19 protein-coding genes are annotated in these 20,302 nt (G+C 51.0%); 11 read left to right on the plus strand and 8 right to left on the minus strand.

From position 1 onward, the window contains the following. Positions 1-32: 32 nt before the first annotated feature. Together grxC and EL098_RS22025 are read right to left on the minus strand one after the other, a co-directional pair. A complete protein-coding gene (gene grxC, locus EL098_RS22020; RefSeq protein ID WP_126358111.1) occupies positions 33-284 on the minus strand; it encodes a glutaredoxin 3 in 252 nt (83 codons plus the stop codon). A 23-nt stretch (positions 285-307) separates the two neighbouring features. Continuing rightward, on the minus strand, positions 308-739 hold the full coding sequence (locus tag EL098_RS22025; RefSeq protein ID WP_126358113.1) for a rhodanese-like domain-containing protein: 432 nt from the start codon (positions 737-739) through the stop codon (positions 308-310). A 247-nt stretch (positions 740-986) separates the two neighbouring features. Here EL098_RS22025 and gpmM point away from each other — a divergent pair, with 247 nt between their 5' ends. From gpmM to EL098_RS22040, 3 genes are read left to right on the plus strand one after another with little or no spacing between them, the layout of a single operon-like run. Next, entirely contained in the window at positions 987-2,534 is a 1,548-nt protein-coding gene (gene gpmM / locus EL098_RS22030; RefSeq protein WP_126358114.1) for a 2,3-bisphosphoglycerate-independent phosphoglycerate mutase, read from the plus strand. 9 nt (positions 2,535-2,543) lie between these two features. Next, positions 2,544-3,806, plus strand: a complete 1,263-nt coding sequence (gene envC, locus EL098_RS22035; RefSeq protein ID WP_126358116.1) for a murein hydrolase activator EnvC — start codon at positions 2,544-2,546, stop codon at positions 3,804-3,806. A 3-nt stretch (positions 3,807-3,809) separates the two neighbouring features. Continuing rightward, positions 3,810-4,745 carry a divergent polysaccharide deacetylase family protein gene (locus tag EL098_RS22040; protein WP_126358118.1) on the plus strand — a complete coding sequence of 312 codons (936 nt, stop codon included), beginning with the start codon at positions 3,810-3,812 and terminating at the stop codon, positions 4,743-4,745. 39 nt (positions 4,746-4,784) lie between these two features. Here EL098_RS22040 and tdh read toward each other — a convergent pair whose 3' ends face one another. Then, positions 4,785-5,810 (minus strand): L-threonine 3-dehydrogenase, encoded by a 1,026-nt coding sequence (gene tdh, locus EL098_RS22045; protein WP_126358120.1) that lies wholly within the window; start codon positions 5,808-5,810, stop codon positions 4,785-4,787. A gap of 10 nt (positions 5,811-5,820) precedes the next feature. Beyond that, complete coding sequence (gene kbl, locus EL098_RS22050; protein ID WP_126358121.1) at positions 5,821-7,017, minus strand: glycine C-acetyltransferase; 1,197 nt, start codon at positions 7,015-7,017, stop codon at positions 5,821-5,823. A 215-nt stretch (positions 7,018-7,232) separates the two neighbouring features. On the opposite strand from kbl, the gene rfaD reads away from it, so the two are divergent. The 7 genes from rfaD to EL098_RS22085 are packed head-to-tail and all read left to right on the plus strand — an operon-like array spanning position 7,233 to position 14,513. Further along, complete coding sequence (rfaD, locus tag EL098_RS22055; protein WP_126358123.1) at positions 7,233-8,165, plus strand: ADP-glyceromanno-heptose 6-epimerase; 933 nt, start codon at positions 7,233-7,235, stop codon at positions 8,163-8,165. A 16-nt stretch (positions 8,166-8,181) separates the two neighbouring features. Next, positions 8,182-9,231, plus strand: a complete 1,050-nt coding sequence (rfaF, locus tag EL098_RS22060; protein ID WP_126358125.1) for an ADP-heptose--LPS heptosyltransferase RfaF — start codon at positions 8,182-8,184, stop codon at positions 9,229-9,231. Continuing rightward, positions 9,231-10,199 (plus strand): lipopolysaccharide heptosyltransferase RfaC, encoded by a 969-nt coding sequence (rfaC, locus tag EL098_RS22065; protein ID WP_126358126.1) that lies wholly within the window; start codon positions 9,231-9,233, stop codon positions 10,197-10,199. The genes rfaF and rfaC overlap by 1 nt, the downstream gene beginning before the upstream one ends. Before the next feature lie 19 nt (positions 10,200-10,218). Further along, on the plus strand, positions 10,219-11,511 hold the full coding sequence (locus EL098_RS22070; RefSeq protein WP_232012265.1) for an O-antigen ligase family protein: 1,293 nt from the start codon (positions 10,219-10,221) through the stop codon (positions 11,509-11,511). After that, on the plus strand, positions 11,504-12,514 hold the full coding sequence (locus EL098_RS22075; protein WP_126358127.1) for a glycosyltransferase family 2 protein: 1,011 nt from the start codon (positions 11,504-11,506) through the stop codon (positions 12,512-12,514). The genes EL098_RS22070 and EL098_RS22075 overlap by 8 nt, the downstream gene beginning before the upstream one ends. A gap of 1 nt (position 12,515) precedes the next feature. Further along, positions 12,516-13,568, plus strand: a complete 1,053-nt coding sequence (gene rfaQ / locus EL098_RS22080) for a lipopolysaccharide core heptosyltransferase RfaQ (RefSeq protein WP_126358129.1) — start codon at positions 12,516-12,518, stop codon at positions 13,566-13,568. Then, positions 13,569-14,513: a glycosyltransferase family 8 protein gene (locus tag EL098_RS22085; RefSeq protein ID WP_126358130.1), complete on the plus strand. Its 945-nt coding sequence runs from the start codon at positions 13,569-13,571 to the stop codon at positions 14,511-14,513. It abuts the gene before it with no gap. Positions 14,514-14,544: 31 nt separating this feature from the next. Here EL098_RS22085 and EL098_RS22090 read toward each other — a convergent pair whose 3' ends face one another. The 4 genes from EL098_RS22090 to EL098_RS22105 all read right to left on the minus strand — a co-directional run bounded on the left by EL098_RS22090 (position 14,545) and on the right by EL098_RS22105 (position 18,582). Then, complete coding sequence (locus EL098_RS22090) at positions 14,545-15,555, minus strand: glycosyltransferase family 8 protein (RefSeq protein ID WP_126358132.1); 1,011 nt, start codon at positions 15,553-15,555, stop codon at positions 14,545-14,547. A gap of 61 nt (positions 15,556-15,616) precedes the next feature. Then, positions 15,617-16,624: a glycosyltransferase family 8 protein gene (locus tag EL098_RS22095; protein WP_126358133.1), complete on the minus strand. Its 1,008-nt coding sequence runs from the start codon at positions 16,622-16,624 to the stop codon at positions 15,617-15,619. A gap of 43 nt (positions 16,625-16,667) precedes the next feature. Next, positions 16,668-17,465 (minus strand): lipopolysaccharide core heptose(I) kinase RfaP, encoded by a 798-nt coding sequence (gene rfaP / locus EL098_RS22100; protein WP_126358135.1) that lies wholly within the window; start codon positions 17,463-17,465, stop codon positions 16,668-16,670. Continuing rightward, on the minus strand, positions 17,458-18,582 hold the full coding sequence (locus EL098_RS22105) for a glycosyltransferase family 4 protein (RefSeq protein WP_126358137.1): 1,125 nt from the start codon (positions 18,580-18,582) through the stop codon (positions 17,458-17,460). Before EL098_RS22105 ends, rfaP begins: the two co-directional genes overlap by 8 nt. A 435-nt stretch (positions 18,583-19,017) precedes the next feature. On the opposite strand from EL098_RS22105, the gene waaA reads away from it, so the two are divergent. Then, positions 19,018-20,295 carry a lipid IV(A) 3-deoxy-D-manno-octulosonic acid transferase gene (gene waaA, locus EL098_RS22110; protein WP_126358139.1) on the plus strand — a complete coding sequence of 426 codons (1,278 nt, stop codon included), beginning with the start codon at positions 19,018-19,020 and terminating at the stop codon, positions 20,293-20,295. The last annotated feature ends 7 nt before the right edge of the window (positions 20,296-20,302 follow it).

Raw genomic sequence — 20,302 nt, forward strand, 5'->3', positions numbered from 1 at the left:
TTTACTCTGCGATACACGGCAGACAAACCGCACTAGTTCAGCAGGGGATCGAGTCCACCACGCGCGTCCAGTGCGTACAAGTCATCGCAACCGCCAATGTGCTGTGCGTCAATAAAAATCTGCGGTACCGTGGTGCGGCCACTGCGTTTGATCATCTCTTCCCGCTTAGCGGCGTCACCCTCAATAGGCAACTCCTGGAACGCCACGCCTTTTTCATTAAGCAGCGCTTTTGCGCGGTGGCAAAACGGACAGGTCGCTTTGGTATAGATCTCAATGTTCGCCATGGTTTACCTCAGTGTTTTCCAGATTATTTACCGCGAACCAGCGGCAGGTTTTCCCCGCTCCAGCCGGCAATACCTTCTTTTAACAGCGTGACCTGCTCGAAGCCAGCTTTGTGTAACAGCGCGGCAGATTCCTGAGAAGAAACGCCGTTTGCGCATACCACAATAATGGGTTTCGCTTTGTGTTTTTCAAGCTCACCAAAATTGCCGCTTTTGATTTCGGTTGGCAGCACGTTCAGTGAGTTCGCAATGTGGCCTTTACGGAAATCGTCGCGCTGGCGTACATCAACAACCACCGCGTCTTCTTTGTTAATTAAGCGAGTGGCTTCACCGCGGGTGATCACTTTGACTTTGGAGGTCAGGCCTTTAAAGGTCATGAAAAGTACCGCGGCCAGCAGGCCAACCCACGCCAGACTAAGTATGGGATGACGGCCAACGAATTGCATAATTTCTTGCATGGGGGGTAATAACTCCCGACTAAGTGATGATGAGAAAACCAGGTGGGGAGTATACCTTCGCGTTGTGGCAATTACAGCCAGTCTGAATAATGTTATGTGGATTCTGCGGGCTGTTACGGAAAAAAAGAACCAGTCTGATGAAATCCGATCGCCCTCCTGCCCCTTTCTTTGATCTTCTGCGGCTATTCGCCGCCAGCGCCTGTAGTAAAATTACGCAAATTTTGTCTTTGTCTCAGAGGTTATTGCAATGTCGGTTACTAAAAAACCTATGGTGCTGGTGATTCTTGATGGTTACGGCCACCGCGAGGAGCAGCAGGATAACGCCATTCTTAACGCGAAAACGCCGGTAATGGATAAGCTGTGGGCCCAGCGTCCACATACCCTGATCAACGCCTCAGGCCTGGAAGTGGGTCTGCCGGACGGGCAAATGGGTAACTCTGAAGTGGGCCACGTTAACCTTGGCGCCGGCCGCATCGTCTACCAGGATCTGACTCGCCTGGATGTTGAAATTAAAGAACGGAATTTCTTTGCTAACCCGGTGCTGACCGGGGCGGTAGACAAAGCGGTTGCCGCCGGTAAAGCCGTGCATATTATGGGCCTGGTGTCTCCTGGCGGCGTTCACAGCCATGAAGACCACATTCTTGCGATGATCGAGCTGGCTGCCGAACGCGGTGCCGAAGCCATCTATCTGCACGCATTCCTCGACGGTCGCGATACGCCACCGCGCAGCGCCAAATCCTCCCTGAAGAAATTTTCCGACAAGTTCGCTCAGCTGGGAAAAGGCCGCGTAGCCACCCTGATTGGTCGTTACTACGCGATGGACCGAGATAACCGCTGGGACCGCGTTGAGCTGGCCTACGACCTGATAACTCAGGCCAAAGGTGAGTTCCAGGCAGACGATGCCGTTGCCGGTCTGGAAGCCGCCTACGCCCGCGAAGAAAACGATGAATTCGTTAAGCCAACCGTGATCCGCGCAGCGGGTGAAGCCGAATCAACGATGCACGACGGCGACGCGCTGATCTTCATGAACTTCCGCGCTGACCGCGCACGCCAGATCACCCGTGCCTTTGTTAATGCAGATTTCGACGGTTTCAGCCGTAAAAAAGTGGTGCAGTTTGGCGACTTCGTGATGCTGACCGAATATGCCGCAGACATTAAAACGGCCTGCGCTTATCCACCGGCTTCGCTGACAAATACCTTCGGCGAGTGGATGGCGAAACACAACAAAACCCAGCTGCGCATCTCTGAAACAGAGAAATACGCCCACGTTACGTTCTTCTACAACGGCGGGGTTGAAGAACCGTTCGCGGGTGAAGACCGCGTGCTGGTGAACTCCCCTAAAGTGGCTACCTACGATCTGCAGCCGGAAATGAGCTCTGCCGAGCTGACCGACAAGCTGCTGAGCGCCATCAACAGCGGTAAGTACGACACCATCATCTGCAACTATCCAAATGGCGACATGGTCGGCCATACCGGCGTTTATGATGCCGCGGTATCTGCCGTTGAAGCGCTGGATAACTGCGTCGCGCAGGTGGTGAACGCCGTCGAGGCCGTGGGGGGGCAACTGCTGATCACCGCAGATCATGGCAACGCAGAGCAGATGCGCGATCCGGCTACCGGTCAGGCACATACAGCCCATACCAGCCTGCCGGTTCCGCTGATCTACGTCGGTGAGAAAAAGCTGAAAGCCGTTGCCGGCGGCAAGCTTTCCGATATCGCGCCAACCATGCTGAACCTGATGGGAATGGAAATCCCGCACGAGATGACTGGCAAGCCGCTGTTCATCGTGGAATAATCCCTCCCCATGAGGGGAAAGGCGATTTTTTCAAAGACATGGGGTGTGAAACCCGCCATCTACGCCAGCGTGTTTAGCGCTGGCGTCTTGTTATTGCCTTTTTCTGGCCACGCCGACGATAAACAGCAGCTGCAGTCTATCCAGCAGGATATCGCCGCCAAAGAGCGAGCGGTACGCCAGCAGCAGCAGCAGCGCTCCGTTTTACTCGCCCAGCTAAAGGCGCAGGAAGAAGCCATTTCCGCCGCCAGCCGTAAGCTACGTGAAACCCAGAACACGCTGGCAGATTTAAATAATCAAATTGCGACGCTGAATAACTCCCTCGCCAAACTGCAAAAACAGCAGGCGACCCAGGAACGTAATCTGGCTGCCCAGTTGGATGCGGCGTTCCGTCAGGGGCAGCACACCGGTATTCAGCTGATTCTCAGCGGCGAAGAAAGCCAGCGAGGCCAGCGCCTGCAGGCCTATTTCGGCTACCTTAACGCCGCTCGCCAGCAGACTATCGAAGAGCTAAAGCAGACCAAAGCTGAGGCCGCACAGCAGAAATCCGAGCTGGAAAGTAAGCAGAGCGAACAGCAGACGCTGCTCTACGATCAGCAGGCGCAACAGGCCAAACTGGAAAGCGCCCGTAACGAACGCAAAAAGACCCTGGCAGGGCTGGAATCCTCTATCCAGCAGGATCAGCAGAAGCTGAGCGAGATGCGCCAGAACCAGGCGCGCCTGCAGAGCCAGATCGCCCGGGCAGAAGCCGCGGCAAAAGCTCGCGCCGAGCGTGAAGCACGCGAAGCCGAGCAGGTGCGCAGCAAACAGCAGGAAGCCTCCAGCAAAGGCACAACCTACAAACCCACCGAAAGTGAACGCTCGCTAATGTCGAGGACAGGTGGTCTGGGGTCACCGCGCGGGCAGGCATACTGGCCGGTTCGCGGCTCGTTGCTGCATCGTTATGGCGAACAGCTGCAAGGTGAACTACGTTGGAAAGGTATCGTTATTGCGGCGTCGGAAGGCACAGAAGTTAAAGCCATTGCCGACGGACGCGTGATCCTTGCCGACTGGCTTCAGGGCTATGGCCTTGTCGTCGTGATTGAACACGGTAAAGGCGATATGAGTCTCTACGGCTACAACCAGAGCGCGTTAGTCAGCGTCGGCACTCAGGTGCGTGCCGGCCAGCCTATCGCCCTGGTCGGTAGCAGTGGCGGCCAGGGCCGTCCGTCACTCTATTTCGAAATTCGTCGCCAGGGCCAGGCAGTGAATCCACAACCGTGGTTGGGAAGATAAGTTTTGCCTCAGTTTCGTACTGTTTTTTTCTCCGTCGCCAGCGTGTTAATGCTGGCATCCTCCGCATGGGCCGGTAAGCTCTCAATAGTCATTGATGACTTTGGCTATCGTCCTCAGCAGGAAAATCTGGTGCTGGGACTGCCGACCAACGTCTCCGTTGCCGTGTTGCCCAACGCACCGCACGCTCGTGAAATGGCCATCAAAGCCAATAAGGCCGGGCACGAAGTTCTGATCCACCTGCCGATGGCACCGCTCAGCAAACAGCCGCTTGAGAAAGATACGTTACGCCCGGACATGAGCAGCAGCGAGATCGAGCGCATTATTCGCGACGCGGTAAATAAAGTCCCCTATGCCGTTGGCATGAATAACCATATGGGCAGCGCGATGACCTCCAGCCTGTTCGGCATGCAAAAGGTGATGCAGTCGCTGGAGCAGTACAATCTCTATTTCCTCGACAGTATGACCATCGGCAACAGCCAGGCAACGCGCGCCGCGGCCGGAACTCGTGTCAAAGTCATTAAGCGCAAAGTATTCCTCGACGATACCCAGAACGAAGCGGATATTCGCTTTCAGTTCAACCGCGCGATCCAGCTTGCGCGCAAGACCGGGTCGGCAATTGCTATCGGCCATCCTCATCCTTCAACCGTTCGGGTCCTCCAGCAGATGATCTACAACCTTCCGCCGGATATCACGCTGGTGCGCCCGAGCAGCCTGCTTAATGAGCCACAAATAAACACCTCGACGCCGAATAATACGCAGCCGGGCAAACAGCCGCCGCCGCGTAACCCATTCCGTGGCGTGAAGATATGTAAACCTAAACAGCCTCTTGAGCCGGTATACGCGACCACCTACTTTAAAGTCATTGGTGAAAGTATTGCCGAAAGCGCGCTGGTAAAATACCTCCAGCATCAGTGGCAGGGTTGGGGCAAACAGGCCTGATTGAAAAACCAGAGGGCGCGATGCCCTCTGGCTTACTGATTAATCCCAGCTCAGGATAACTTTGCCGGATTGCCCGGAGCGCATCGCGTCAAAGCCTTTCTGGAACTCATCGATGGAGAAACGGTGGGTGATGATCGGAGACAGATCCAGACCCGACTGAATCAGCGCAGCCATCTTATACCAGGTCTCAAACATCTCACGCCCGTAGATACCCTTAATAAACAGCCCCTTAAAGATAACTTTGGTCCAGTCGATAGACATATCGGACGGTGGGATCCCCAGCATAGCAATACGACCGCCGTGGTTCATGGTGTCCAGCATGGTGCGGAACGCCGGAGGCGCGCCGGACATTTCCAGCCCCACGTCAAACCCTTCAGTCATCCCCAGCTCATGCATTACGTCCTGCAGGCTCTCTTTGCTGACGTTAACCGCGCGGGTGATGCCCATTTCGCGCGCCAGCTCGAGGCGGTATTCGTTCACATCGGTAATCACCACGTTACGAGCGCCAACGTGCTTCGCGACTGCCGCAGCCATGATCCCGATGGGACCTGCGCCAGACACCAGCACATCTTCGCCCACCAGATCGAACGAAAGCGCTGTGTGCACTGCGTTGCCGAACGGGTCGAAAATGGAAGCCAGGTCGTCTGAGATATTGTCCGGAATTTTGAAGGCGTTAAACGCAGGGATCACCAGGTATTCTGCAAAACAGCCAGGGCGGTTTACACCAACGCCGGTCGTGTTGCGGCAAAGATGAGTGCGGCCTGCACGGCAATTGCGGCAGTGGCCGCAGGTAATGTGCCCTTCGCCGGAAACACGATCGCCAATCTTGAAGCCTTTGACTTCCTGGCCAATGCCAACCACTTCCCCCACGTATTCGTGGCCCACCACCATCGGGACAGGGATAGTTTTTTGCGACCATTCGTCCCAGTTGTAAATATGGACGTCGGTACCGCAAATCGCCGTTTTACGAATTTTGATCAGCAGATCGTTATGACCCATTTCCGGCCTGGGGGCATCCGTCATCCAGATACCTTCTTCCGCCTTCAGTTTTGCTAATGCTTTCATGACCGCTCCCTTAAGCGATAACGCCTAATTGCTTACCAATGCGGGTAAACGCATCGACCGCACGTTCAATTTGCTCAGGGGTATGCGCCGCCGACATTTGGGTACGAATACGCGCCTGACCTTTTGGCACCACCGGGTAAAAGAAACCGGTGACGTAAATCCCTTCTTTTTGCAGCTCGCGCGCGAAGTTCTGCGCCACAACCGCTTCGCCCAGCATCACCGGAATAATCGCGTGGTCGGCGCCGGCAAGCGTGAACCCTGCGGCACTCATTTTTTCACGGAACAGGCGGGCGTTTGACCACAGACGCTCGCGCAGCTCTTCACCTGACGCCAGCATCTCCAGGACCTTAATCGAGGCGGAAACAATGGCGGGAGCCAGTGAGTTAGAGAACAGATATGGACGCGAGCGCTGGCGCAGCCACTCGATAACTTCTTTGCGACCTGCGGTATAGCCGCCGGAAGCGCCACCCAGCGCTTTGCCGAGCGTACCGGTGATAATGTCAACGCGATCCATAACATCGCAATATTCGTGCGTACCGCGCCCGTTGGCACCCACAAAGCCCACGGCGTGAGAATCATCTACCATCACCAGCGCATTGTATTTATCTGCCAGGTCACAAACGCCCTGCAGGTTGGCTATCACGCCGTCCATCGAAAACACACCGTCGGTGGCGATCATCACGTGGCGAGCCCCGGCAGCACGAGCCTCTTTCAGTCGAGCCTCCAGCTCCTTCATGTCGTTGTTGGCATAGCGATAGCGCTGCGCTTTACACAGGCGAACGCCGTCGATAATCGAGGCATGGTTCAGCGCGTCGGAAATAATGGCGTCTTCAGGGCCAAGCAGGGTTTCAAACAGGCCTCCGTTGGCGTCAAAGCAGGAGGAGTAGAGAATCGCATCGTCCGTCCCGAGGAATTCCGCCAGCTTGCCCTCCAGTGTCTTGTGGCTGTCCTGAGTACCGCAGATAAAGCGCACCGAAGCCATACCAAAGCCGTGTTTGTCCATCCCCTGCTTCGCCGCTTCAATCAGCTGCGGGTGGTTTGCAAGGCCCAGATAGTTATTGGCGCAGAAGTTGATAACGTGGCTGCCGTCGGCGACAGTGATATCCGCATTCTGGGCGGAGGTGATAATACGCTCTTCTTTAAATAACCCTTCCGCACGAGCCGTCTCGAGCTGGGAGGTCAACTGCTTGTAAAAATCTTCGCGCATCGCGATTCTCCAGGCATGGCAAATTTCGGCACATATTACCCAAACCTATACCAGGAGACGAGATTACGCTTCAGGGAATCTGATTTTTGCAGGATAAATCACGAGGTCGAAAAACTTCCGCTCATTAGGCGGGTCTTTGATTGTAATGGTATGATATGAGCCATTAGCGCGTCAGGTCTCTGGCCTGAAAGCTCCACTTTTTAAAGGTTAAGCTTATGATTATCGTTACTGGCGGCGCCGGCATGATCGGCAGCAACATTATTAAGTCCCTGAATGAGCAAGGTTACCGCGATATTTTGGTCGTGGATAACCTGAAGGACGGCACCAAGTTTGCGAACCTGGTCGATCTCGACATCGCTGACTACATGGATAAAGAAGACTTCCTGATCCAGATTATGGCCGGTGAAGAGTTCGGCGATATCGACGCTATCTTCCATGAAGGCGCCTGCTCTTCCACCACCGAGTGGGACGGCAAGTACATGATGGATAACAACTATCAATATTCTAAAGAGGTCCTGCACTACTGCCTGGAGCGTGAAATTCCGTTCCTGTACGCCTCCTCTGCAGCGACCTACGGCGGCCGCAACAAAGACTTTATCGAATCCCGTGAATATGAGCAGCCGCTGAACGTTTATGGCTACTCCAAGTTCCTGTTTGACGAGTATGTGCGACAGATCCTGCCTGAGGCCAACTCTCAGGTAACCGGCTTCCGCTATTTTAACGTCTATGGGCCACGTGAAGGCCACAAAGGCAGCATGGCAAGCGTGGCATTCCATCTCAACACCCAGCTGAACAACGGTGAAAATCCTAAGCTGTTTGAAGGCAGCGATGGCTTCAAGCGCGATTTCATCTATGTGGGTGATGTTGCCGCCGTTAACCTGTGGTTCTGGCAGAATGGTGTGTCCGGTATCTTCAACTGTGGTACAGGCCGGGCAGAATCCTTCCAGGCAGTGGCCGATGCCGCACTGGCATTCCACAGCAAAGGCAGCATCGAATACATTCCATTCCCGGACAAGCTGAAAGGCCGCTACCAGGCTTACACTGAAGCAGACTTAACCCATTTGCGTGCTGCAGGCTATGACAAACCATTCAAAACGGTAGCCGAAGGGGTTGCGGAATACATGAAATGGTTAAACCGCGACGCATAAGCCGGGCAGGGAAAGCATGAAAATTCTGGTGATTGGCCCGTCATGGGTGGGCGACATGATGATGTCGCAAAGTCTCTATCGCACGCTCAAGGCGCGTTATCCCCAGGCGATAATTGACGTGATGGCGCCCGCATGGTGCCGTCCGCTGTTATCGCGCATGCCGGAAGTTAACGAAGCCATCGCCATGCCACTTGGTCACGGCGCTTTGGAACTGGGTGAACGCCGCCGCCTCGGCCATAGTCTGCGAGATAAACGCTACGATCGCGCCTATGTGCTGCCAAACTCCTTTAAGTCCGCGCTGGTGCCCTTCTTTGCCGGTATCCCCCACCGCACGGGCTGGCTGGGTGAAATGCGCTATGGCCTGCTGAATGACAGCCGCAAGCTGGACAAAAAGGCCTGGCCATTGATGGTGGAGCGCTATGTCGCATTAGGTTACGACAAAGGCGTCATGCAGTCGGCTAAAGATCTGCCTCAGCCGCTGCTGTGGCCAAAATTACAGGTTAATGAAGGTGAGAAAGCCCAGGCTTGCGCCGCTTTTAACCTCGAACAGCAGCGCCCGATGATCGGTTTCTGCCCGGGAGCCGAGTTCGGCCCGGCAAAGCGCTGGCCGCACTATCATTATGCTGCGCTCGCTGCGAAGCTCATTGATTCAGGCTATCAGGTTGTTCTTTTTGGCTCGGTCAAAGATAAAGACGCCGGGAAAGAGATTCTGGCCGCCCTTACCAGCGAACAGCAGGCGTGGTGCCGTAACCTTGCCGGGGATACCCAGCTTGAACAGGCCGTGATTTTGCTCTCCGCGTGTCAGGGTGTTGTCACCAACGACTCTGGCCTGATGCACGTTGCAGCCGCGCTTGACCGCCCTCTGGTGGCGCTTTATGGCCCAAGCAGCCCTGATTTCACGCCGCCGCTCTCCCATAAAGCCAGGGTCATTCGCCTGATTAGCGGCTACCATAAAGTACGCAAGGGCGATGCCGCAGAAGGGTATCATCAGAGCCTGATCGCTATTACTCCCGATAGCGTGCTGGTTGCGTTAACCGAACTGCTAACCGGCAGTAAGGAAGACTGATGCGCGTACTTCTGGTTAAAACGTCCTCTATGGGCGATGTGCTGCATTCTCTTCCCGCACTTACCGACGCGATGAGAGCGATTCCAGGGATTATGTTTGACTGGGTAGTAGAAGAAGGCTTCGCACAGATACCCGGCTGGCATCCCGCGGTGAATAAAGTTTTCCCGGTTGCCATTCGTCGCTGGCGTAAAAGCTGGTTTTCAGCCGAAACTCGTGACGAGCGTAAAGCCTTTTATCGTGAGCTAAAAGCAAGGGAGTATGACTGCGTCATCGATGCCCAGGGCCTGGTAAAAAGCGCAGCGCTGGTGACACGCAAAGCCCACGGCATTAAACATGGCATGGACTGGAACAGCGCTCGTGAACCGCTGGCCAGCCTGTTTTATAACAAGCGTCATAGCGTGGCAAAACAGCAGCATGCCGTTGAACGCATTCGCGAGCTTTTTGCTAAAAGTCTGGGCTATACGAAGCCCGAACAACAGGGTGATTATGCAATTTCTGCCCACTTTCTCACTAATCTTAAAGGTAGTGCAGAAAAGTATGCGGTATTTTTACATGCAACGACCCGCGATGATAAACACTGGCCCGAAGCAAACTGGCGAGAACTGATTGGGCAGATGGCGGCAACCGGCCTGCAGATAAAGCTGCCATGGGGTGCACCGCACGAAGAAGAAAGGGCCAAAAGGCTGGCCGAAGGTTTTAGCTTTGTTGATGTCCTGCCGAAGATGACGCTTGAAAACGTTGCCAGGGTGCTGGCTAATGCAGAATTTGTGGTCTCTGTTGATACAGGATTAAGCCATCTTACCGCAGCATTAGACCGGCCGAATCTGACGCTCTACGGGCCGACGGATCCTGGGTTGATTGGGGGTTACGGTGAGCATCAGCAAGCGCTGAAGAGCCCGGATGGTCGAATGGCTTCAACATCGGCAAATGACGTGAGAAGATCACTACAGCAGTTGAACATATTATAACTATTTCAAGAGTATACTTATGCCTGATAGCTCAGTTTTTTCTCGACCATATCGTCAGAGAAAAGAAGCCTTCTTCAGCGTAGTCGATGGCCTGTTTCTTGCCGGCTGCCTGCTTTCATTAGCCGTGGCGCTAATCAATCCCGATCAGGCTATTAAGGTCTTCATTTTCAGCGCCATACTTTCACTTCCTGCCCTTGTGAACAACTACGATAACCTACTGAAACAAAAAAGGTTATTAATCTTACCTCTCGCTCTTATTGCGTTTGGGCTAATGCAAATCATTTGGGTGGCGATCTATAAGCAGCAGGGCTCCCCCTTTACGGCAGCCTATCGCTCTTACCAAAACGGGGGCAAAAATTTACTTTTTGCCGCCTTTATCATCGCAGCGATTTGCTCGCAGCCGGCGCTCTCCTCCTGTAAAGGCCGCATGGCGCAATGGGTGACAATCGCAACGGGATTTGGGCTCTATGGCTGGGCTGGGTATCAGCTCTACACCGTAGGCGGTGCAAATCCTCTTGCCTACAGAGTGCCGCTTGGCTTTGAGTTTGCGACAGGCACGGCCTATGCATTGACCTTTATTGCGCTCCTGGCCTCGCAGGCAATACTCAATCTGCGTGGTTTTTTGGTTATCCCTCTCTATTTCATCCATTTTGCATTATCTACTCTAGCCATTGTTTCTACACAAACAAGGGCAGCCATTTTAGTTTACCCGGTGCTGTGCATAGCCCTGTTTCTGCTGAACTACCGACACAATCGAACAGTCCTATTCGGGGCATTAGCAAGTTTTATTATCCTGAGCCTCGCAGCGCTCATTCCGCTAAAACCCGTACTGGAACAACGCTATTTAGAATTTAAAAGTGACATTACCGCTTACCAGGGCGATAACAGCAACACGTCTATTGGAGCAAGATTCGCGATGCAAAAAGCTGGCCTTGAAACGGGACAGCTCAAGCCATGGGGTGAATCACTGGAGCAGCGCAGCGCAGCCTTAACCGATCTGAACAAAAGCGACCCCTCATTAAGCGGCGCTTTATTATTCGTGAATGTTCATCTGCATAATGAGCTGATGGATACCTTTTCCCTGAAAGGATATCCGGGAGCTATACTGCTGCTCATTTTGTATACCTCTGCTATATATATCTCTTTGAAACAGAAAAATATCTTGCTGCTGATGGTGACCGGTGCGATCGTTGCTTATGGTCTAAGCGATATGGTGTTGTACTCGAAAGGGGAGTCATTAATCAGTATGCTGGCCCTTTGCTTTGCCTTCATTTTGATGCCTGGTGCAATGAGAGAGCAGTCCCATGAGTGAGAGAAACGATTACCTTCTGAGCATTATTATTCCGACCTATAATAATGCCGAGTTTATCATCTCGACGCTGTCATCGCTGCAGCAGGGACTGACCGATGAAGTTGAGCTTATCATTATCAATGATGGCTCGACCGACAGCACTGATGAAAAAATAGCCGCTTTTTATCAGTCCCGACCCTGCAATAACGTCAAAATCATTCATCAGAAAAATCAGGGCGTCGCCGTTGCCAGAAACCGGGGCCTGGATATCGCCACGGGCACACATATCGCATTCGTTGATAGTGATGATACGATCAGCTCAGAATACTTCTCTCTTTTACTGCCCATTCTGCGTGAAAAGCAATATGACATCGTCGAATTTAGTTTAACCAGAGATGAAGAAAAACTGCATACCTCTCAACCTGGCAGCAACGAGAAGATTGAGAGAAGTGAACTCATTTTGCAGGATGCTCAGTACCTGCCGTTGATGCCAACCTTCAGCGCTGCACAGTGGCATCTGGTCACTAAAATATTTCGTCGCGATCTTCTTGGTAACGACAGATTTGAAGCCAATCGCCGCTATGAAGATATTATCTTCAGCCCGTTCCAGTACTTTAAATGCCGCAAAATTTTAAAGCTTAACGTCAATCTTTATTACTACCGGATCAACAGCAAAAGCATCACTGAAAACCTCAGAGAAAGCGACGCTCAGCACATCTTTTTCGCCATGAGAAAGATGTGTGACTACATAAAAAATAACCCGGAAAAGCGCGCTGTCGCCACGCTGATGATCGCTAACTGTTTTCTTGAAGGCCGCAAGATTGTGCGCAAGAAAAAAGGCTATTACGCCTATGACGCACAAATGCTGAGCGACATTAAAACAGCAATAGAGTACTGCGATGAAAGCGTGATGAATAAAAAAGTCATCTACAAGATGAGGCATCCATGGGTGGATACCTTTATCTCTGCTACCCGTAATAAGGTATTAAAGTTTTGCAAGAAAAAGACCAACAAGGAAAGTTAAGATGGTTCAACAAATCGATCGCATCTTAATTTGTAAGCTCAAATTTTATGGTGACGTGCTACTCATCACCCCGGTTATCGCCAGCCTGCGTGCTCGCTATCCGCAGGCTAAAATTGATTTGCTGTTGTACAAAGATACAAAAGCCATTCTCGCCGCGGATGACAGAATTCATCAATTTTATCTGGTTGAAAAGAAGCTCGGTCTTGCCGATACCATCAAAAACTATCTCTCCCTGCGGCGTGAGCTAAAGAAAAATCAGTACGATCTTGTCGTCAACCTGACCGAACAGTGGCCGATTGGCGCTCTGGTCGCTTCATTAGGCCGGCCTTCTGTTGCGTTTCAGCGAGAGAAACAGCTCTGGAACAAACTCTTTAGCCAGGTCACGCCAATGACGGGTACCCACATTGTTGAGCAAAATCTCTCTCTGCTAAAGGGAATCGGCTTTGCCGATAGCGAACTAAAGGCGCAGATGCAGCTGCATTATCGCGAGAGTGACAGGCAGGCGCTACTTGACCAGGCTCCTGAATTAGAATCGCAGCATTATGTCGTCATTCAGCCGACAGCCCGGCAATCCTTTAAATGCTGGGATGACGATAAATTCGCACAGGTCATTAATCATCTGCACACCCTGGGGTTGAAAGTTTATTTAACCTGCGGTCCAGCGGCCAGCGAGCAGGAACAGGTAAAGAAAATTGCCGGCCTGTGTGAGACTCCCCCGGATGTCCGTTTTGCAGGAAAGACTTCATTCCTGCAGCTAGCCGCTCTGCTCGATCACGCAATTCTTTATATTGGCGTTGATTCGGCCCCTATGCACATGGCCGCAGCATTGAACAAACCACAAGTATGCCTGTTTGGGGCTACAAACTATCATCAGTGGCGACCATGGTCAGAGAAAGCCACGCTCATTTGGGCAGGTGATTATCATCCCATGCCGGAACGAAAAGATCTGGACCGTTCACAAAAGTATCTTTCCTGGATCCCCGCCTCCGCCGTGATTGACGCCGTGGATACTGTGCTAAAAAATGTAACAAACCAAGTTGATGAGAAAAAATAAATGGCTGATAGCTCAGTAATTAATGTCGCCTGGTGTACCGATGCCAATTATCTGGAATATGTTGCCACGTCTATGATATCCGTGCGCATGAACAACGCGCACCAGCCTCTGGCATTTTATGTTTTTGTCTATGATGTCAGCGACGAAGAGATCGCTAAGCTTAAGTCAACCTGCGAAAACGTTCAGGTGATGGCGATCGAAAAAGCGGATATCGAGAAATACAGCAACGATTTCGCCATTAAGCACCTCAATCGCTCAACCTATATGCGCCTTGCAGTACCGCGGTTGCTACAGGGCAAAGTTGATAATTTTATTTATCTGGATGCCGACACGCTGTGCTTCGATGATATCAGCGGGATCAATGATATCGATATCAGCGATGTTATCTGCGCCGTCAGCCACGATTCGCTTGATACACAAGACGAAAAACATGCCAAACGTCTTGGCCTAAAAACAAAGCATTATTTCAACGCTGGTTTTCTTTATATAAACGTGAACAACTGGATTAAGTATGACGTTGAAAACAAAGCAAACACGGTATTATTCGAAAAGGGAAATACGCTCCCGTATTTTGACCAGGATGCTTTGAATATTGCCATGGACGGCCATGTTTGCTTTATCGATAACCAATGGAATTACCTTTTCAACTGGTTTACCGAGGAGCAGAAAGAGACCTTTTTTTACCATGCCAGCACCACGCCTAAAATCGTCCACTTTACCGGCGGCAGAAAGCCCTGGTACCGGGAACATACAGGCCTGGCGCAGCAGCTTTACGTTTTCTATCATCACTTTACGCCATGGCGGAATGCGCCATTACGTTCCTATGCCCCACGCATGAGGCCCACGGATTATCGCGTATATGCCCGCCAGCATGCTCGTAAAGGATCTTATCTGGTCGCGGCAGGCTGGTATCTTAAGTATTTGAAAAGTAAACTACGCAAATAACCTAAAAAAAGCTCCCTCGGGAGCTTTTTTATTATTTGCTTTTAAGCTTGGCAATCAGGTAGCCAATATAGCTGCCAATGGAAGCCAGCGTTTTGCCCTGTAGCCTTTCGTGCCGCGACTTTTTCTTATACTGTTTGGGTGAAACTGGCCCAAGAAGCGGTACATCAGACCACGGGGAGGCTTTATAGGCTGCGGCAAAATACTGTGCAGAAGGATAGACTGCCCAGGAATGCCAGGGTTTTGTGACACCGATGTAGTGGATAAGGATCGTGTCATCGGTGATAAATTCTTTGTACTTCGTTAAGTCCTTACTTTTTAGCTCCTGCTTCATGCCATAAATGGCATCGTAAATGCGCGGCAAGAACATCACCTTGTTCAAGAACATGATATTCAGCACATCCTGATCGAGGAAAGCGAAGCGCTTATTTTTATCCATCAACATTTCAAATGCTGTGGTTAAAAAACCCTGGGCTTTCCAGGCCTTTAAGTTGGCATAAATTACGCCCGCGTTAAAATAATCATTTTCAAATTGCGGGGTATTTAATCTTTTTGCAGCATATTCCCTGCTGTCATCAACATCCTGAATCACGGCCGCGACACGATCGCCAAAATCAATTTGGGTTAGCTCATGCAGGGAACCTTTGCAGACAACATCCGCATCGATATACAGCAATGAGTCGATCTCTTCGCTCAAATACTCAAAGGCGATAAAGCGGAAATAGGTCGCGTGAGACCAAGCGTTGCCGCAGGGCAGAACTTTTAACCCTTCAGAATCCATGACATAAACGGTAATGATAGTTTGGTATTGCTCAACCAGCTGCTGCAAACGGAGCTTGTAGTCTGCGTCAATGTAATCGGTAAACAAGTGAAAATGGATCGGGGTATCTCTATTATTAAGTAATACCGAGGTCATTGAGATCGCCGCACCAAACATAAAATTCTTATCAACGCCCCAGGCGATGTTAAGTGCAGAACTGTGCGTTACTGAAACGGCACGATATTCCAGTTTTTCTTTAATCGCCTGACGACAATCGAAATTCATTTTGGCACCTTCTCAACTATTATCTTGCCCAACGGTTTATTCTTTATGTTTCAGAGATGTGCTAGCTACACAATTTACTCTTAATATACATGATATGGCTTAGTACCGCGCGAACGTACTTACCCTGAACTTTTTGGTGTCGTGATTTTCGCTTGTACAGCTTTGCTGTATTGGCATTCAAAAGTGGCTTTTCTGACCATGAAGATTGCTCATGGGCTGCCAGGAAATATTTTGATACCGGATAGTTAGCCCAACTATGCCAGGGTTTAGTCACCCCAACATAGTGAATGAGTATGGTCTTATCAGAAATGTAGTTTTTATAATCATCATTATTTTTGTTAACTAATTCCTGATCCACGCCATAGATACAGTTAAAATCACGACGCAATGAGATAACATTACCCACAAACAGAATATTCAGGACATCCTGATCAAAATAAAGTAACCCTGCCTGTCTCTCGAACAAAATAGCAAAGGCCTTAGACAATAGCCCCTGCTCACGCCAGACAATCAGATTGGCAAAAACAACTCCGGAATTAAAGTATCCCTCAGAAAGTGCGGGTATGCCCAGGCGTTCGCCTGATTTAAGACGCACCTCATCAATATCATGAATCACTGCCGCATATTCACCGTTAAACTGAATGTCGGATAGCTCACGCAGAGAACCTTTACAAACAACGTCGGCGTCAAGATAGAGCACCGAATCCAGCTCAGCGCTTAAGTATTCAAAGGCGAAATAGCGGTAGTACATGGCATAGGTCCATGCTTTCGTACTAGGAAGCTTTCGGAACTCCTGGCTGTTAAACAAAAACACGGTTACCGAGGTGCCGTATCTTTTAGCCAGGTCCTCTATGTGCGAAAGATAGTCATCATCAACATAGTCAGTAACGATGTAGAAACTGATATCGATATCAGGATTATTAACTAACACTGAGGTCATTGATATGCCGGAGCCAAACAAGAAATTACGATCGACGCCGTATGCAATATTTAACTTTTTGTCTTTTGCATGGTCCGAGTGATCGAATATTATCTTCTTCAGCACCACTTTATCGAAATCAAGTTCCATTCTTTATTGCCTCATACCTTACAGGGCTTTTACTTTTAATAAATTATAATGATTTTCTAATCGTTCTTTTCTGTATTTTTTGTGCTTTTACGCTCGCCGAGGCAAACAATGCTGACTCATTTTTGACGATCTCGCGTAAGGGTACAGAAAAATAAAAGCTCAGAAAACGGTAGATGTCGCGCGAGGTTAGCCCAATGTGTAGAGAGGAAAAATAAAGACCAATAAGGTCTTTGTCTCGCCAACGGCGAGGGACAACGCGGCGGATTTGAGCACGGTGTAAATCAATGACCGATATCCTGAAAGGTGCTTCAGGGGACTCAAAGGGTAAATGCAGGAGAAAATGACAGATGTAGCAGTCCCGGTGGTTGACCCCACCGCGGTGCATCTCTCTGACCATCTCAGCTACGCGTTGGATAATCGCTCGTTTCACCCTAACTTCAGGCGGCTTGACGGCCCACTCAGCACAATAGTCTTCAAGGCTGATGGTAGGGGACAGGTCCTCGGTAATGATAAAAGAGGTCCGTTCCAATGGATTAAGCCCCTTCTGGCCAAATGCAACGCCGTTCATCGTGTCGACGCCAAGCGCTTTTAGCCGATGGATAGCAAACCATTCTCTGTCTGCACCCAGCACGGGCATGCGTAATGAAACCAGGTTTTTTAAAACTTCTTTTAATGTTGTGCCACGATGGTACTTCAGAAAGTAGCCTTTCCCCTCCGTCTCAAAGCGGATAGTGCGTCGTGACTCGAGGGCGCGGAAAACTTTGCCCTCCAGCTTTACAACCTCAACAAAAGGGTCTTTTCCACGCCATTGCGTAGCAAACGGCTCTTTAAGCTCAATCATGTTTACAACCTAAAATAATATCGGCCACTTTCTCAGGCAAACTGTACAGATCCTCGCTGTCGGCATAATGCCGTGCTTGCCTGGCCCACTGGTTACGCAACGCCTCATCTTCTAAGGCACTGGAAAGTGCCTGGTTCAATGTCGCCTGCTTAAACGGCTCCGGGATCACCTCACCACAGTGCGCGGACTCAATATAGTGGGCATAGCCGCACACTTCCGTCACCAGAACCGGCAGACCAGAAACAATAGCCTCCAGCAGGACGATCCCGGCCGCCTCCTGAACCGCAGGATGAATCAGCAGATCGGCCGCCGCCATCAATTCAGCGACGTCATCCCTTCCGGAGAAAAACTGCACGTTATCTGCAATGCCAAGCTGCTTCGCCTTTGCCTCAAAACGCCCGGGTTTATCCTGGCCAACGACCAAAAAACGCGCTCTTTTTCGTAACGCTTCCGGCAAAGCGGCCAGCGCTTCCAGCGAGCGATGCACGCCTTTGCGTTTAAAATCTGAGCCCACCTGCAAAACCATCAACTGCTGCGGCTCGATGCCGTTCTTTTCGCGATAAACTCGCCTGTTGTCAGTAATCTGGTTGCTGTACTTTCTGTCGGGATAAATACCCGGCGGCATAATATGGAATCGCTCGGATTCCGTCTGATAGTGCTTTTTGAAATCGGCAATTTGCGTTGGCGTTAACATCAACAGTTGGGTTTTATTTCCCTTCTGGAACGTGGCTTTCTCAAATTGCACGTAGTGGCGATAACGCGAGGTTAATTTGTAGAGAAAACCCTTTTCGCGCTCTACTTTCTCGGCATAGCAGACGTCAGCGGCGTAATAAACATCAAGGCCGGGCATTTTGTTAAACCCGACGACCCGATCGACCGGGTGCGCCTTCAGCTCATTCTCAACCCATTGTTGATACTGTGCATTTCTGCCATGGTTTGTATGGGCCGTCACCGGAACAAGCACGATTTCAAACTGCGCGGGGCGCTCTCCCTGCCACTGCTGGGTAAACACTTTGACATGATGCCCACGGGCAGCCACGGTTTGGGCAATGCGCATAAAATCGCGCTGTAACCCGCCGTAGGGAAAGTATTTGTATAAGCAAAAAGCAATGATCATGTACTTATATCCGCGTGACCTGAGCCGAAATCAGACAAACCATAGGGGAAAAAATCATTCTAATCAGGTCGATAATATCGGGAGGAAAATGCTCAATTCCCCTGAATTGACGAATCCAGAATCCCTGTGAAAACGATGCATAGTGTAGCATTTTTCAGGGGGCAATCCGATATGAATATCGACTGCCCAAAACCATAGGCAACATGCTATAAAATAAGGAAATAAATTCATCACCCCTTATCCACAATCCGTTGCCAGCACGGTTTGCTAACCGGCTATTCATCACCGGGTATTCAGTAAAAATAGAAAAAAAACCGAGGCGGATATCACCAGTAACAATCAGGGGTGATTTCAGGCAAATTCCGCAAAAGTAATGGCAAAGCTCAGACTAAATACATAGAATCCCCAGCACATTCATAATGTCAGCCGTGTCCTATGCTTCAATTGCTTTACACCATACTGCTTTACCTCATACAGCCACTCATCTGGCTGCGATTGTGGGTGCGCGGTCGTAAAGCTCCGGCATACCGCAAACGTATTGGCGAGCGCTACGGCTTTTACAAAAAGCCGCTCAAGCCCGGCGGCATTATGCTGCATTCCGTTTCCGTAGGTGAAACTCTGGCCGCCATTCCTCTGGTTAGAGCCCTGCGTCATCGCTATCCCGAGCTGCCAATAACCGTCACAACGATGACCCCAACAGGCTCTGAGCGTGTGATGTCCGCCTTCGGACAAGACGTCCAGCACGTCTATCTTCCATACGATTTACCCTGCGCGCTTAACCGCTTCCTGAATAAAGTCGATCCGAAGCTGGTGCTTATCATGGAAACCGAGCTTTGGCCGAATCTGATAGCGGCGTTACACAAGCGCTATATCCCGCTGGTGATTGCCAATGCCAGGCTTTCTGCACGCTCGGCGAAAGGCTATGCAAAACTTGGAGACTTCGTCCGCACGCTGCTGCAGCGCATCACGCTTATTGCAGCCCAGAATGAGGAAGACGGTGAGCGCTTTATTTCACTAGGTGCAAAACGGAGCCAGTTGACCGTTACCGGCAGCCTGAAGTTTGATATCTCCGTAACTCCACAGCTTGCTGCCCGTGCGGTCACGCTTAGACGCCAGTGGGCGCCGCACCGCCCGGTATGGATAGCTACCAGCACGCATGAAGGCGAAGAAAGTATTATCATCCAGGCCCATCAGGCGCTTTTAAAGCAGTTCCCTAATCTATTGCTGATTCTTGTCCCTCGCCATCCCGAACGCTTCCCGGATGCTATCACTCTGGTAAGAAATGCAGGACTGAGCTTTATCACACGCTCTTCCGGAGAGGTTCCCTCCTCCAGCACGCAGGTCGTCATCGGCGATACGATGGGTGAGTTAATGCTGCTGTACGGCATTGCCGATTTGGCCTTTGTTGGCGGCTCGTTAGTCGAGCGTGGCGGTCATAATCCGCTAGAGCCAGCCGCCCACGCCATTCCCGTGTTGATGGGGCCACATACCTTTAACTTCAAAGACATCTGTGCTCGCCTTTCGCAGGCAGATGGCTTAATCACCGTCGCCGATGAGCAATCATTAGTAAAAGAGATTGCGTCTTTGCTCACCGATGAGGATTATCGTAACTTCTATGGTCGCCATGCTGTGGAAGTGCTTTACCAGAACCAGGGCGCACTTCAGCGTCTGTTGCAGCTGCTGGAACCTTATCTTCCCCCTAAAACACACTAAGGTCAGA

The sequence above is a fragment of the Cedecea lapagei genome (assembly GCF_900635955.1).
GTDB classification, from domain to species: Bacteria; Pseudomonadota; Gammaproteobacteria; order Enterobacterales; family Enterobacteriaceae; genus Cedecea; species Cedecea lapagei.

Excerpts from the sequence above, each read along its gene's own strand:
- grxC (WP_126358111.1), bottom strand. The coding sequence starts at position 284 with ATGGCGAACATTGAGATCTATACCAAAGCGACCTGTCCGTTTTGCCAC.
- EL098_RS22025 (WP_126358113.1), bottom strand. The coding sequence starts at position 739 with ATGCAAGAAATTATGCAATTCGTTGGCCGTCATCCCATACTTAGTCTG.
- gpmM (WP_126358114.1), top strand. The coding sequence starts at position 987 with ATGTCGGTTACTAAAAAACCTATGGTGCTGGTGATTCTTGATGGTTAC.
- envC (WP_126358116.1), top strand. The coding sequence starts at position 2,544 with ATGAGGGGAAAGGCGATTTTTTCAAAGACATGGGGTGTGAAACCCGCC.
- tdh (WP_126358120.1), bottom strand. The coding sequence starts at position 5,810 with ATGAAAGCATTAGCAAAACTGAAGGCGGAAGAAGGTATCTGGATGACG.
- kbl (WP_126358121.1), bottom strand. The coding sequence starts at position 7,017 with ATGCGCGAAGATTTTTACAAGCAGTTGACCTCCCAGCTCGAGACGGCT.
- rfaD (WP_126358123.1), top strand. The coding sequence starts at position 7,233 with ATGATTATCGTTACTGGCGGCGCCGGCATGATCGGCAGCAACATTATT.
- rfaF (WP_126358125.1), top strand. The coding sequence starts at position 8,182 with ATGAAAATTCTGGTGATTGGCCCGTCATGGGTGGGCGACATGATGATG.
- rfaC (WP_126358126.1), top strand. The coding sequence starts at position 9,231 with ATGCGCGTACTTCTGGTTAAAACGTCCTCTATGGGCGATGTGCTGCAT.
- EL098_RS22070 (WP_232012265.1), top strand. The coding sequence starts at position 10,219 with ATGCCTGATAGCTCAGTTTTTTCTCGACCATATCGTCAGAGAAAAGAA.
- EL098_RS22075 (WP_126358127.1), top strand. The coding sequence starts at position 11,504 with ATGAGTGAGAGAAACGATTACCTTCTGAGCATTATTATTCCGACCTAT.
- rfaQ (WP_126358129.1), top strand. The coding sequence starts at position 12,516 with ATGGTTCAACAAATCGATCGCATCTTAATTTGTAAGCTCAAATTTTAT.
- EL098_RS22085 (WP_126358130.1), top strand. The coding sequence starts at position 13,569 with ATGGCTGATAGCTCAGTAATTAATGTCGCCTGGTGTACCGATGCCAAT.
- EL098_RS22090 (WP_126358132.1), bottom strand. The coding sequence starts at position 15,555 with ATGAATTTCGATTGTCGTCAGGCGATTAAAGAAAAACTGGAATATCGT.
- EL098_RS22095 (WP_126358133.1), bottom strand. The coding sequence starts at position 16,624 with ATGGAACTTGATTTCGATAAAGTGGTGCTGAAGAAGATAATATTCGAT.
- rfaP (WP_126358135.1), bottom strand. The coding sequence starts at position 17,465 with ATGATTGAGCTTAAAGAGCCGTTTGCTACGCAATGGCGTGGAAAAGAC.
- EL098_RS22105 (WP_126358137.1), bottom strand. The coding sequence starts at position 18,582 with ATGATCATTGCTTTTTGCTTATACAAATACTTTCCCTACGGCGGGTTA.
- waaA (WP_126358139.1), top strand. The coding sequence starts at position 19,018 with ATGCTTCAATTGCTTTACACCATACTGCTTTACCTCATACAGCCACTC.